Annotated in this window: 6 protein-coding genes; 3 read left to right on the plus strand and 3 right to left on the minus strand. The window is 46.2% G+C overall.

The features are described 5' to 3' along the window. The first annotated feature begins 79 nt into the window (after nt 1-79). The 3 genes from AC6CH7_RS16745 to AC6CH7_RS16755 all read left to right on the plus strand — a co-directional run bounded on the left by AC6CH7_RS16745 (nt 80) and on the right by AC6CH7_RS16755 (nt 2491). Nucleotides 80-1384 carry a spondin domain-containing protein gene (locus AC6CH7_RS16745; protein ID WP_498263839.1) on the plus strand — a complete coding sequence of 435 codons (1305 nt, stop codon included), beginning with the start codon at nt 80-82 and terminating at the stop codon, nt 1382-1384. Between the two features lie 13 nt (nt 1385-1397). Continuing rightward, nucleotides 1398-1883, plus strand: a complete 486-nt coding sequence (locus AC6CH7_RS16750) for a DoxX family protein (RefSeq protein WP_498263840.1) — start codon at nt 1398-1400, stop codon at nt 1881-1883. A 152-nt stretch (nt 1884-2035) separates the two neighbouring features. Beyond that, nucleotides 2036-2491 carry a DUF417 family protein gene (locus AC6CH7_RS16755; protein WP_498263841.1) on the plus strand — a complete coding sequence of 152 codons (456 nt, stop codon included), beginning with the start codon at nt 2036-2038 and terminating at the stop codon, nt 2489-2491. A gap of 474 nt (nt 2492-2965) precedes the next feature. Here AC6CH7_RS16755 and AC6CH7_RS16760 read toward each other — a convergent pair whose 3' ends face one another. The 3 genes from AC6CH7_RS16760 to AC6CH7_RS16770 are packed head-to-tail and all read right to left on the minus strand — an operon-like array spanning nt 2966 to nt 14390. After that, complete coding sequence (locus tag AC6CH7_RS16760; RefSeq protein ID WP_498263842.1) at nt 2966-5866, minus strand: carboxypeptidase-like regulatory domain-containing protein; 2901 nt, start codon at nt 5864-5866, stop codon at nt 2966-2968. A 2-nt stretch (nt 5867-5868) separates the two neighbouring features. Then, a complete protein-coding gene (locus tag AC6CH7_RS16765) occupies nt 5869-6396 on the minus strand; it encodes a DUF4402 domain-containing protein (protein WP_498263843.1) in 528 nt (175 codons plus the stop codon). 26 nt (nt 6397-6422) lie between these two features. Next, nucleotides 6423-14390: a DUF8693 domain-containing protein gene (locus AC6CH7_RS16770; RefSeq protein WP_498263844.1), complete on the minus strand. Its 7968-nt coding sequence runs from the start codon at nt 14388-14390 to the stop codon at nt 6423-6425. Nucleotides 14391-14412 lie beyond the last annotated feature (22 nt).

Genomic DNA, 14412 nt, shown 5'->3' on the forward strand with positions numbered 1-14412 from the left:
AAAACACACATTTTCAAATAACCGCAAAAAAAAATTGTAAGGAACAAACAGCTTTTCCGACAAAGTGGAAAAACTCAATATGAAAAATCCCAAAAACACGATCTGGTGTACGCTTGCGCTGATGCCTTTAGCACTTGCAGCATGTAAAAAAGACAACTCAGATGCTCCGGCCGATCAAAGTGAGAAGACAACCATCACCATAGAAAATGTTTTAAACTCAAAACCATTGGTGGAATCCGGCACTTTTCAGGGAAGCGGATCCCCTGCGCTTATATTACCCGAACAATCCACAACAATCACATTTTATGCTGCCAAAGGAGAAGCGCTCACTTTTGCAACAATGTACGGGGCATCCAATGACTTATTCTTTGCACCGGAAAACCCGGGAATACTGGTTTATAATCAGGATGGGCAACCAATTGAAGGAGACGTTTCTGCGCAAATAAAACTATGGGACAATGGTACGCGCATCAATCAAAATCCGGGATCAGGTGTCATTCATCCCGGAACTGTTGAGAACAAAAATATCACCGAAGTTAGCGGAAGCGATCAACAAGGTAACACTTATCTTTCTGCCTCGAAACTGATCAAAGCAAGCTTGAAATACAACGGCAACTCCCAGTTTACCTTGACCCTGCAAAACACTTCCGGTGGAACAGCGAACCAGACGCCTTTAAGTCCCGGTGTTTGGGCAGTATCCTACATCGTCGGTGGAAACTTACTCAGTCCAACACCATTATTTACTAAAGGACAATTGAGTGCAAATGGCCTGACCGCTATTGCAGAAGCGGGGGACAATATACCTCTTAAAACATATTTAAGCAGCATCACTGGGATATTTACACCTCTTTCACCAGTCTTGGTTGTGGTCTACAATGGCATTGAAAATCCATTGTATAAAATTGACGAAAAAGACCGTAACGATGGCCTTAAAGAATTGGCTCAGCAGGGAAATGCAGCCATACTTGCTGCTTCACTAAAGACAAAAAATGGAATTAAAGCGGTGTATATTCTGCCAGCTCCAACCACTACGGTACTGCTGCCAAAAATAGGGGGACAGCCAGGCGGCCAGGTTTCTCAGGAACTCATCGTAACAAACGGAGATCGGATAGCGATAGCAACCATGTACGGATTTTCCAATGACTGGTTTTTTGCAAGCGGTTCAAACGGGATAGATCCCATGAAAAAAGGGAATGTTTCAGCTGACATTGGCCTTTATAACAATGGAACTGCAGTCGACCAGTTCCCGGGTGCGGGCCTCACTCAATTCAATCTTGCGGGAACACCACTTTCAGAAAGCATTCCCATTTCTGAGGTCCCAAATCCAAACCCATTTACCACTTTACCAGCAATAACCGAGATCGTAAAGGTTACCCTGAAATAAAAACAAATTCAAGATGAGAACAATTGAAGTATTCTCAATTAGAGAGAAAGACTATATGCAATGGGCGCCGTTGATTTTACGGTTGATCATAGGGTTCGGATTTATGATGCATGGCTGGGCAAAACTCAGCAAGGGACTAGCAGGTTTTGAAAAACTACTGACACAGTTACATATTCCGTTTCCGCACCTTACCGCATGGATAGCATCGCTCGTAGAAGTACTGGGTGGATTTGCTTTAATGCTGGGCTTTTTTGTCAGTCTTACGACAATCCCCCTTATTTTCATGATGCTGGTGGCCATATTCACCATTCAAATCAACTATGGGTTTAGTTCAGTAAAGACAATAGGACTGACTGCGCAGGGACCTTTATTCGGCCCACCAGGATACGAGATCAATCTGCTTTACATTGCCGGACTGCTTTCCCTGATCATCACCGGAGCAGGCGCGCGCTCTGTGGATTCGTTAATGGTAAAAACTGCTCAAATAAACTTCAAGTAAACCAAATCCCGGCCAAGTGAGCAAACTATTGTATTACCGTTTAATTTCCATTTATGACAAGCTTCTGTGTTCTCCAGAAGCTTGTCATCACCAAGCAGTTTAATTACTAAATATAGCTGCACACTTAAATATTGAATTAAAATATAAAGACAATGAATTTAAAAAAATCTGGTTATAGTCTAGGGGTTATAGCCACAATAATTGTATTATTCTGGATTGGAGCACTAAAATTCACACCCGCCGAGGCGATGGCCATTAAAGGCTATGTATCGAATAGTTTCCTGATGAACTGGTTGTATCGTTTTAACTCTGATCAGGGCGTTTCAAACATCATCGGTGTTTATGAGATCATCACAGGCGTTTTACTGATTGCATCTTTTTGGAACAGCCGAATTGGGCTGATAGCTGGGTATCTAACTGCAATCATTTTCCTCACCACCTTAAGTTTTTTAATCACAACTCCAGGAATTTGGAAGCTAAGTGACGGTGTCCCGGTCACCGACTTCTTTGTGATCAAGGATCTCGCCTTTTTAGCAGTCGCGCTACAGGTTATAGGGAAAAGCAAAGACAGCTCGATGGCAACCTCCATTCTAGTGGAGAAGTCATAGCATTCAGCACAAGCCGAAATAAAAAAGCCTGCAATCATTTGATTTGCAGGCTCTTGTTGGTCTTTAAGACTCTTTGAGCAGACCGGACGGAATTTAAACCCAACCGTTAAATGATCTCTAAACAATATTTTCAGAATAAAAAGACGAAAACTCACCGAATTCTTATTTTATTAATAGCTGCAATGCAGTAACAAATGCAATCATAACCTTAAAAACTTCAAACCATTTAAGAGATAACAAAATAGATTTTAGAAAAAACACTCTTTCCATCTGGAAGTGAAAGAAATTGTGAGTTGGAATTTCTCTAAAATACATCAATTGGATTAAAAACCTGCGCTACCACAGTAGAAAGAACCGATTATAGGAACTCAGCTCTCAGCCTTCTAAATTTGATCGCCTTTTGAGTAACCAAAGCCCCCTTGCATTCATTCTTCCACTGCAACCCTCCTTCAGATATAACGGTATTTATTTCAATCAAGAGCCGCCTTTTCTGTAAATATAGGCATCGGGGAAACCAAGATATTTCAGTTTTTTGAGTATTTTTTTTGCCTCAGGTATTCCCTTAATGCCAATTATTCGGATGTTAAAATAACGTGGGCCGGCCGGGACAACAATAACCGAATAATTGTGACCCGCTAAAAGATCCTTCACGATTAAAGCCTTACGTCGTTTAAAATGGGCCGCCTGGATCGTAGTAAGATTTTCAACTGAAATAGGTATAACCAATATGGTTTGTTCATCCGCAGTATCCGGAACAACCACAGGTACGACTGGTGGGGAATTCTTGGCTTCAACCACAAATTCAAGGTTGTCAACAAAGGCACCTTCAATACTACGGGAGATGGTGAACGGAAAGCTTTCCGGGGCAGCGACCAAATTTTGTTTCCTGAGTTCACCTGTGTCAACCCTAGCCGAATAGGTCCCCGGCAACAGCCCCAGATAGCTGAAATAACCATCCACTTCGGTAAAGGTTCGGGCAACAACAACAGATTTATCATTATAAATACGAATGGTCGTACGTCCTGGAGCACCCTCGTTGTCTCCCTTCCAGGTAACTCTGCCCGAAACCTCACCGGATACAAATACCGGAACATCGATGTTTTTAACCGAATTTGGGTCAACGGTAACACTGTAATTCTTTTTAAGAAGCTGCCATGCCACGTTGCCGAACCCTGAGGGATCGAGTTCTAAATTGTAAGTTACATAAGCCTCCATGTCTGTAATGCGTATAGTGGTATCTTTCAGACTTTTTTCAATCCGTCCCCCATTGACGCGAATATTGAGATTCGGTGCTTTGGGTTCGTCGATATCGCGACGGCCATTGCCATTCATATCCAAGTAAGGATTTAGAATAATGCTGCCTTTTCCAACACTGGTATGGTTATTGAAATTCAGGTATTTTGATTTCCGATCATAAATCAGGCTGCCATTGACAGCTGCCAGATGCCTTACGGTTCTATTGCTTTTGCGTACCGAAGCCCTGCTCTGTCCAAACCCGAAATCATACCGGATACCGGCTTCGAAATACGACAGGTCGCTGATATAATTTCGCTCAAAAGAAACATTTACATAACCATTTCTGAATAACCGGTTCTCCAGCTCGGTCTTGATCCCGATAAATTTATTCTCTGCATACGCATATTGAAGCTGTTGGGTCAACAGCGTATTTTTAAGCACCCTTGTGGCTACAGAGACATTGCTATATACGTAAGGATCATTATACTGCCTGAAAATTGCAAATGTATTAATACTGGTATTGAATGAACCAACCGATGTGGACAACAACCATTCGGCACTGGTATATTTAAAGTCGGGCAACACAAACTGTTCAAGTGTAATCCTGGAATAGGCAGAAAATGAACGGCCTCTGATCGGTAGGGAAAGACTTATCCTGCGGTCCTCAACAAAAGTGTTGTTAATTGCAGTCTGGCCTTTTTTATACCAGGTATTATTCAGTTCAAGCTGTAATCCGGAAGGTAGGTTGTAACTCAATATTACTTTTGAACGCACGTTATGATCATATTCTGCCGAAACCAGAAGATTGGGCAGCATGCGCACCGAAGTGTTTATAAATGGGATGAATGATCCTGAAGTGACAGAGGAAAGATATTCAGCCCCTGCGCCGATGGTGATACTTTTGTTAAGCCCATAATTACTACTGAACCGGGAAAAACGACTTTGATACCCATCCTCAACCATTCCGGCAGAAGCTGTATATTCAAATTCATTTTTAGGAAGGAAGTTAAAAGGGATGCTGATATTTTGCTCGCTGGAACGCTCTTCACCATAAGGGCCATAAAAACGAAGTTTCACCAGGGAATTCCCATATACAAGTGGAACATTGAATGAGTAAAAGCCTGCGGCATCCGCCTTGACATAATTAACCAGTACATTGTTCACATATAATTCCACCGTCCAGTTGGGTTCGGTATAGTTGCTCAGCATATATGACCCGAACGACCTCCGGTAGGTTGTTGGCGTATTGGTGAGTTGAACACCGACTATCGGTGCATAAATGGAAGAAATTGACTGCCCGAATATTTTCCCTGCTGAAATCTGCTTTGCAAAGGCATGATCATTATTGGCCAGTCTCCAAAGGTAATATTGCTGCCGTTCGGAAAATGGCTCGTTACTATAATAGTTCATCACCACATTGGTTTCTCCGCCTGCAATTACTCCCCCGAGCCCGAGGCTTACACGGGTGTCCTGAGCACGAGTAAGATTTTCGGCAGAGTTAACTATAGCATAATCTGCTACGCCAAAATGAAACAAGGGGTAGTCTCTGCCGATGCTGGTATCTGCCTTAAAATCTCCTCTGAGCTTACTGACATTGGCCCGCATCTGTTCCTGCCGCAGCTGGCGGATGACTGGCAGGTCAAGATCAGTACGCAGTGTTACCGAAAGGTCACGAAAGCTGAAGAAACAGTTCAGTCCGAACACTTTGCCGAAATAATCCGACTTCAAAAAGAGATTTGCACCGCTGGCGATCAGGTCATCACCCTGCAGATTAATGGTCTTGTCAAGATAGGTAATGCGATTTCGTGTGTTATCGATAGTGAACTTCGCCTTGGAATCCATAAAAGTACCGCTGATGGAATCTGCATTTACAGACTGCACATTTTTGATTCCCAGAAAGCTAAAAATATTGGCGACCGGAAGATACGCCGTCTGGTCTACAATCAATGCAGGAATCTCTATCCCGCCGACGCGCTCAACATTCAAAAAGATGGAGACTTCGTCATAGACCAGTTCCGGGTCCTTGGCATTAAAAGGCTGGGCGAGGGAGTAATTTATATCTAAAAACAGAAACACCGCCAAAAAAGTTAATGACCATAACTTTTTAAATACCATATAGCTGTTTTCCACGTAAAACATAGCTAAGGCTGTATAAATGTAACTGTAAAGGTTCCGTTATAATTTCCTGGAGGACTGGCGATCGGATTGCCAACCGTCAGGGTACCGCCGATTCTTATCAATGTCCGCGCAGGCGATGCAGCCGTAGCAATAAAGGGGCTGCCCAGGTTGGAACTGCCGATGCGCATGGTCATGGAACCGCCATTGCTGCCTGTCAGATTTACATCCGGTCCGTTGCTGATGGTTACGATGGTTCCCGGTTCCGCATCGACTTCAAAAATTGCGGGCGAAAAGGAAATTCCGAGACTGGCCTGGATAATGCTGCCCGTAGTTGATCTGGATCCGTTTGGATCAATGATCACCGTACCGCCGGAACCGCCCTGGTAAAAAGCACCGAAATTTAATCCCTGTGCCGGATTTACATAGATGCTTATGGGCCGAGGCGGATTCTCTACCGAAAGGGAGGGTGGCCTGTGCTGTGCCTGGGCCGCCAGAACCAACCCAAGACCCAGGAAAACCAAAATTAGCACCCCGGCGGCTATCGGTTTCAAACAGACAATATGTTTAGCGGTTATCCTCATTTATTTCCTAAAAATACTTTCTTTGAATGCACCCCCCTGGGAGTGATAAAACTGATGATATAAATACCGGCATTCACACGGCTGTCCACCTGGTATTCTCCGTTTCCGGGGATAGGGTTCCTGGAAATCACCTGACCAATCGTGTTGCTGACGATCAGGGTCCCCTTTTGTTCTAAAGCCAGTTTGATGCGTACAAACAACGCACCTGCAGAACTGAATACGGTATATTCATCTTTATTTTCTACGAGGCCTTTCGACTCGGTAAAATGCAACGAGAAACGGTTTTTGATGCTGCCGGAACTTACATTGGTACGGTAAACAGGGTTAGCCCGCAGATCATGTTTTGCACCGGTAGCCCCATCATGTAAATAAATGCGCAAAGGTTCGGGCCATTGTTCTTTGTCTTGCAGGGTAAAAATAACTGTCCCGCTCCTGCTGCTTTCCAGGCCAAGGGGTATTACAGTAAGGGTATCCAGCTCCGGCAGGGAATTGATGGCAAGTTTGGATGCATCAGCGGCAAGCGAATAGAGGTTGGGAACCTGTTCGTCCAGGTTCATCAGTTTAATAGCGTCGAGCTTATTGTCAAAAACAGGGCTAGCATCTCCGCTGGTATAAATCACAAGGGGGTCTGCCCCGTGCTCCTGGTCTGAAAACTTCGCACTCAGTCGAAGGAGAATACGCGAATTTTGTACATTATGATCAGCCAGTGCACTTAGCGACTTATGAAAAACCGGGGACAAATCATTCACCCGGATATTGTTATTCATGGCCAGCGTCGCCGTAACCGGGTAAGCCCCATCGCTGACATGTATAAAGAATCCCTGCATGGAAGCAATAATATTTCCTGCAATGCCATCGCTTGAAACCCCGTTGATGTAGGTACTGTAAACACCGGTATACTGACTGGTCGTTCCTGAGTTGAAGAAATAAACAGCATTATCAATATTGGTCTTGGTCCAGCCCGAGGTCGCATTCCAGTCTATAGGCGATGGATAAGGATTGCCAACCAGGTTAAATCCCTTTGAATAAGGCTGGTTGTTATTGTACAGCGTTGAAGAAATCGCGCCGTTGTTGACAACGCCTGTAATGCTAACCGTTTTTGGAGCTGTCGATGATCCAAAATCCGCGGCATATCCCCGCATTGGAACAAGCGGATTTGTACCGGTGGTGTATGCTGTAAATCCGGTGCTCGCCTGGTTTTCTATATAAGTGTAAAAGTTGGGAAAAGCAGCATTGAGATCAACGGTACTGGCAAAACTACTTACCGTAGCGGATTGCACCGGCGAGCTGAAGTACTTATACCCAAAGCCTGCAGCAAGATAACGTTGCATGGTAACGTTCCCTAACACACTGCCTGCACCGCTGCCGTCTACCAATGCCGTCTGGGTTGGCGATGATATCAGCGTAAGGAAGCCACCGGTGTTGAGCTGACCGGAAGATACCAACAGAATCCCCGTAAGATTCAGTGTTCCTCCTAGGGTAACCCCAGCGCTGTTTTTTACCGTCAGGTTTTTGATCAGGTTGCCAGAAAAAACAGAGGGGGGCAGGGTTTGCGCACTTGCGCCGTTCATTTCAATCGTGCCATTGCTCACCGTAAAGGTGCCTGTATTGCTAATGTTGCCAGCGATTTGTAATATTCCATTGCTAACAGTAAGCGCCGCACCCGACTGAATGGTTAAATTATTCGCTGTTGCAATCCCCGTACCTACGGTTGGGTAGTTGGAAAGCCCTGAGGGAATAAGTACATTCGAAGTGTTTACCGGAACAAAACCAGAGGACCAATTGCCGGTGGTATACCAATCAATGCTTACTGCACCTGTCCAGTTGGCTATGCCTGCAAATTCTCCCACAGCAATATCGCCAATAAAGCTCAGACCCGTTGCCTGTATCGAAGTAGGCAAGGGGGAGGCAACCGCAGGCTGCGACCAGGTTGATCCGTTGAAATTGGCTATTCTCAGGTTTGCAGTAATTGTTCCGGGATCCAGATCGGCAGCAACCCAGTTAACTGTAACTGATGCGCTACTAAAAATAACTCCGGTGTTACTAAAAGACCAATACCTGTTGACGCTGCTGCCCGCGCTGATGCCTGAGGCCGCCAGATTCGGATGATCTGTGTTAAATACGGCCGAGCTTAGGTTTCCTGCTGTTGAAACAGCGGCAAAAAGCACCGTAGCCCGTGTGTAACTGGTGCTGTCGCCGACCTCAAACGTCCTGGTAAGGTTTGTGCCGGTTGCAATATTTTTTTGCAGTCTACCATATACCCAACCCGTTGCCTGTGATGCGCCACTTACAGTGCCTGTGGCAGGAATGATTACACTGTTACTGCCGGTTTTTATCTTGCCCGCAACGAAATTCAATATCCCGTTCACAGTTACATTTGACGACAAAGTAGCAAAAGCCGTTGCTTTATTGATGGTCAGGTTATTAAAAGCCCCGGTTGAAAAAACCTGCTGTGTTGTATTTCCTGAAAGAACAATTGTATTGCCTGTACTGGTAAAGGTCCCGCTGGTCATGTTCCAGTTGCCCTCAATGATATCGGTAAAAGGACCGGGTACAAAAGTGCCATTGGCCAAAGAAAAATCACTTAGCGTATGCAGCGCTGCAGAAGCGGTTTTTGTACCTGAGGTGGAGATGCTGAGTTTTCCATAGGTTGTTGCTGTAGATATAGCTTGTATTCCACCATTGTATTCCACAGTACTTAAGGTGTCAAGAACGTAGCTGGCAAAAGTGGGCAGCGTGTTTGTGCCACCTATTTTTAAGAAAGCATTGTCATCAACGGACAGCGAACCGCCGGCAGCATCCTGGGTGATGCTAAAAGTAGAGGCATCCAGTGTGCCACTCAAAATATGGAGATCAGCTACCGCAGTAACGTCTTTTGTCAGCGTCACCGCTATCCCCGAACTTTTATTTATGGCAAATTGTGCCAGTGGGAAAGAAGAAGCAGCGCCACCGATAACAGCGGCATCGCCACCTGTCATGATCAATGCACCTACGGAGGCGTCAAAACTATTGTTGTTTGTGAAGTTATGGGATACATTGAAATCGCTGTTGGACAGGACTGCGCCAGTGATCACAAGGTCATAAAATGTAGTACCCGGGCTTCCGGAAAGCTCCCCTGCGGCCGAACTCATTGTAAATACCGATGTACCCCCATTTAATGTGCCGTCACTTTCAATATCCCCGCCGACCGTGTAACTATTGCTCCCGGCGTTAAAAACGGCATTGTTAGTAATGGCAAAAGTACCCGCAATATTCCATCCAGAAGCAGGCGACACACCTGTAGTATTGGAAATTCTGACGTTATTTAAGCTGGCAGGAACACCCGTAACAGTGATTGCCCCTGAACCTCCGAATATGACAGTACCTGTACTGGTGAAGGAGGTACCGGCGAGTTTGATCGTGCGTGCCGCTGCAGGCGCGTAATTCATGATACCGCTGCTGGTTACGGTCCCTTCGTTGGTAAAACTTCCCAGAATATTATGTGTAGGGTTTCCTCCATTGAATTTCGCTCCTGAACTGATATTAAATGCTACAGCGATCGTCCAACCAACACTTGGATTGATTCCTGCCGTATTGTTAACATTCAGGGTAGCAAATACAGGCTGGCTGGTTGAATTCAGTACCGGTGAAACATTCCCGTTGAAATTGATCACGCCACTGGAGTTGGACGTTATGGCGTTTAAAAAACGGATGGTTTGTACCCGCGTACCGGAGAAAGTAGTTACCCCATTGCTCACCAGTGAACCACTGTTGGTAAGGTCTCCATTTAATGTGGCAGACCCCGAACCACCGTCAAATGATCCGCTTGCGGTGACAAATAACAGATCGTTATAGGTAACGTCACTTCCAGCCACGACATAGCTGCCATAAACTGTTACCCGGTTAAAGGTCGTATTGCCGCTTATGGTTTTTCCGCTCCCGTTCAGCACCAGTGTTCCGCTTCCGGAATTGAATGTACCGTTATTGACAAAGTTACCACCAAGATTGATGGTTTGTGCAGCTGTCCCCAAGGTGGCCCCGTTGTTAACGGTCAGGTTGCCGTTGATGGTCAACGGGCCGGCTAACGTCTTTGCTCCGCTGTTTGCAAATACGACATTACCGAGTGTTGCCGCCGGTACTGTCTGGGCAACCGTTCCGTTGAAGGTCACGGTACTGTTAACGTCTATATTATATACCCCAAAATTTGCAGGAAGGTTATTTGCCCCGCTTAGTAAAAGATTCGTTCCGCCCGATGCAGTGAGTGTACCACCGGTAGCGCTCGTGCTAAGTGTAAAAGTAGAAAGATCCAGCGTGCCGGCACTAAATGCGACGGTACCGTTGATATTTAAGTTACCGGCAAGCGTCGCGGTACTGCCCGGTTTATTGATGGTTAAATTATTAAATGTCGTCGAAGAGATGCTTTGCGGCCCCGCACCATTTAACAGAATGGTGCCGCTTAATGATAAAAAGGTTCCGTTATTATTCCAGTTACCGCCCACCGTGGTAGTAACACCATCACCATTCAATATGGCAGCTGAAGCGATTGTTACATTTCCGGAAATACTGGCCGGTGAATTTATATCCAGCTCACCTGCGGTCACCGAAAGATTTCCCGTAATTGTTGCGGGGCTGTTGATTGCGGCAATACCAGCTGTTTTATTGATGCCGAGGTTATTGTAATTAATTCCGGCAACAGATTGTGCAGAACTGCCATTATAAACTACCGTACTGCCCGAAGGGGTGAAGGTACCACTGAGGTAATTATAACTACCACCAATACTTAATGTACCTGCGCCCGTAAAAGTCACATTCGCCCCGCCCGACTGGGTGAGCGATCCTGCAACCGTGGTTGTGCCGGATCCCATATTCAGGTTAATCACGCGGCCTGCTGTACCGTCACTTAGATTCAAATCTCCGTTGACAATTAAGTTCTGGTTATTGGTATTGATCGTATGGGTGGCGCTTGCAGTCCAGGAACCATTGATGTTGCCCTGGGTAGTCAGCGTGCCCCCTGTCAGACTGAGGATCACTGCCTTCACACTACCGAAAGTGATGCTTTTTGCTACGGCATTGCCATTGATAACAGGCTGATTGACAAATGTTGTGGCACCTATCTCCACAATATCATTAGCTGAAGGCGGCAATGAGGGAGCACCCTGTACAGTGGTCCAGTTGCCAGCAGTGAACCAATCGCTACTTACAGAGCCATTCCACCTGACCAGGTTGGCATTATCGGACAATGTCCAGCGATTACTCACATTCAGTAATGTAGTTTGCTCTACATAATTGGCCGTCGTACTATTGGTTGTCTTACCGGATGGGCCCCAGCCGGCGCCATTATTATGCCACAGCTGCATCGTGGATTCGTTGTTCCCGTTCAGGTCCGCATCTTCATAATGCAATCTGAGTGTAGCTGCAGATACTGCAGTACCTGTAAGGGCGACATTGTAAACCACATTAGCCGAGCCACCAAAAGGGAAATCACTTACTGGCCCCTTGGTTACTGTAACTGTCACTGCTGACAATAGTGCATTCACCCCGTTGAAGGTAATGGTATTATTCGGCCCTTCAAAAGCATAGGCTGTGCCCGAAGTAAAGCTATGGGTATGCCTTATGGTACCCATTATGATGCCGTTACCAGTGCGGTTACTGAGTATATTGATGATGTTGTTTCCAGTGAACATGCCACCATTGACCATGTTTAAAGTGTTTGCCGTCACACTGTTCAGGATATCCACCTGACCGGTAGCGGCCGATTTGTTGATGGTAAGAATGTTAAAGGTACTGACCCCGGCGATTGATGCATTAGCAGTACCGGTGAACTGGACAGTGCTGCTGGCGGCGGTAAACGTACCCGTTGTGGTCCAGTTACCCCTTATTGTGTGTAAAAATGAAGAAGCATTGAAAGTGGTAGATGCAGCAATGGTCAAGTCGCTATTTACAGTTATTGCGCCTCCGGCCGTTTTAGTACTGCCGTTAGATAAAATGAGGTTGCCATAGTTACCGGCAACCACTGTCTGAGCGCCGGTGCCATTGTAATTAACCGTGTTTGGTGTGGTCGAACTAACGTTCAGAGCACCACTGGTTATTACATAGGCCCCCGCGATTCCCAGTACGGCATTTGTAGAGAGCTGCAGTGAAGTCCCGTTTAAAGTGACATTAAATAAATTAGCGGCGCCATTTAGGGTACTGGCACCTGTAAATGTTGCCGTGCCTGCGGTCGCCGTAAAACTGCCGATCACATCTGCAAAGGCCGCAATTGAAAAGTTGCTCGCGGTAGTGATGTTCCCTGTCACTGATAAACCGCTGAAGCCGATAACTCCAGTCCCTGAGATATTATTTGCGGTGCCTCTCATGGCAACTGTATTGTTTGCGTTTGTAAAACTGTTGCTGACAGATAAATTTCCGCCAATAGTCAGGTTACTGCTGGAACTGATGGTTCCCGAGATTGTAAGATTGCCGAAGGTAAAGCCCGTACCAGTGATCGTTTTCGCTGAACCGGACATCGTGAGTGATCCTCCAGTGGTATGGAGGAATGAGCCTGCCCCAGTAGAGGATAGGTTCCCGGCTACGTTAAGGGTGCTGGCGGCACTTGCGGTGATGTTCGAAGCGCTGATGGACAAATCATTGAAATTATGCGTACCGGTGCCACTAATGGTGGCACCGGCGCCGGAAAAGTTAACCGTACCACCCCCACCCGTAAAGCTGCCGTTATTTATCCAGTTACCCGCAATTTCCACTAGAAAACTTCCGCCGTTAAAAACCGTGGAAGCCCCTATGTTTAGGTTTCCACTGACCGAAATATTCGATGCCGCGGTAAAGGTAACTGAAGTACCTGTAGTGAGGGTACTGGAAAAATTTCCGACCACTGTAAGGGGTGTGGCAGGCATTGTTTTGACAGCGGCGCCACTTGATGAGGATAGGATTAAATTACCGTAAATTTGATTGGCAACCACCTGGTTGGTGCCAGAATACTGAACAGTACTGGTCAAACTGAGAGAGTAGGTTCCATAATTTACCGGAAAGCTGTTCGTGCCGCCTATCCTTAGCGTAGCACCATTGGCCACAGTGAAGGTGCCACCGCCAACAGTGGTTCCACGGTTTACCGTGAAAGTCGAAAGATCAAGCGTGCCGGAGGCCACATTAATATTACCTGCTGAAGCAACAGTAGAATTCAAAGGCAACAGATTGCCCGCCGGTGTTTTTACTCCAGTACCGCTAATTCTAAGAACTGAGTAAGTAAGGTTTTCCCTGATGGTCTGGTTTAACAGTGTGGCGCTGTAATCTACTGTGGATCCTGTGGCAAGGGTCACCGCCCCTGTAAGGCCATAGTTCAGGGCAAACGTTGCCGCGTTTACCCGCAATACACCATTCACCCCAACACTAAGGGAGCCTGATCCTGATAGCAGGAAGGGCGTTGCATTTTCTGCCGGTATAAACGTCCCGCCTACAGTGACTGCCCCCGCGGCCACTGTGTTTATATTCATGGTTACGGTACTTCCCGCGTTGATCGTAAGTCGCCTGAATGTCGTGGTATTTATTCCTCCAATGCTCTGAACGGTACCACCAAAAGTAACCTTCGATTTGTTGTTGGTAGCGCTGAAGACCCCGGAATTACTCCAGTTCCCTTTTAGAGTCAGGGTAACACCAGCCTGGTTGAGCCTTGCTCCTGAGGCGATAGTCAGATTCCCCGAAACGGACAACCCTTTGTTCTGTGTCAAAATTGGACTGCGGGTCCCTGCGCCGATGGTAAGCGACTTACAGGTAGCAGAAACGTTTACCGTTGGCTGGAATGACCCTGTAAAGTTTGCATCGCCTATTATCGCATCTGTTGCCGAATTGGGGATCCCCGCTGTCCAGTTAGCCGAATTGTTCCAGGACGAGCTGAACGTGCCTTTCCAGCTTGTCTGTCCTATGGAAATTCCCGGCAGGCACAATAGCAATGTCGCAAATAAGCAAGAAAACAGTATTTTAAGCACATTCATTGGCTCGTTGTTTTAAGTGCCG

Source organism: Pedobacter sp. GQ55 (assembly GCF_059758925.1).

Coding starts and splice junctions, on each gene's coding strand:
- AC6CH7_RS16750 (WP_498263840.1), top strand. CDS start 1,398: ATGAGAACAATTGAAGTATTCTCAATTAGAGAGAAAGACTATATGCAA.
- AC6CH7_RS16760 (WP_498263842.1), bottom strand. CDS start 5,866: ATGTTTTACGTGGAAAACAGCTATATGGTATTTAAAAAGTTATGGTCA.
- AC6CH7_RS16745 (WP_498263839.1), top strand. CDS start 80: ATGAAAAATCCCAAAAACACGATCTGGTGTACGCTTGCGCTGATGCCT.
- AC6CH7_RS16770 (WP_498263844.1), bottom strand. CDS start 14,390: ATGAATGTGCTTAAAATACTGTTTTCTTGCTTATTTGCGACATTGCTA.
- AC6CH7_RS16755 (WP_498263841.1), top strand. CDS start 2,036: ATGAATTTAAAAAAATCTGGTTATAGTCTAGGGGTTATAGCCACAATA.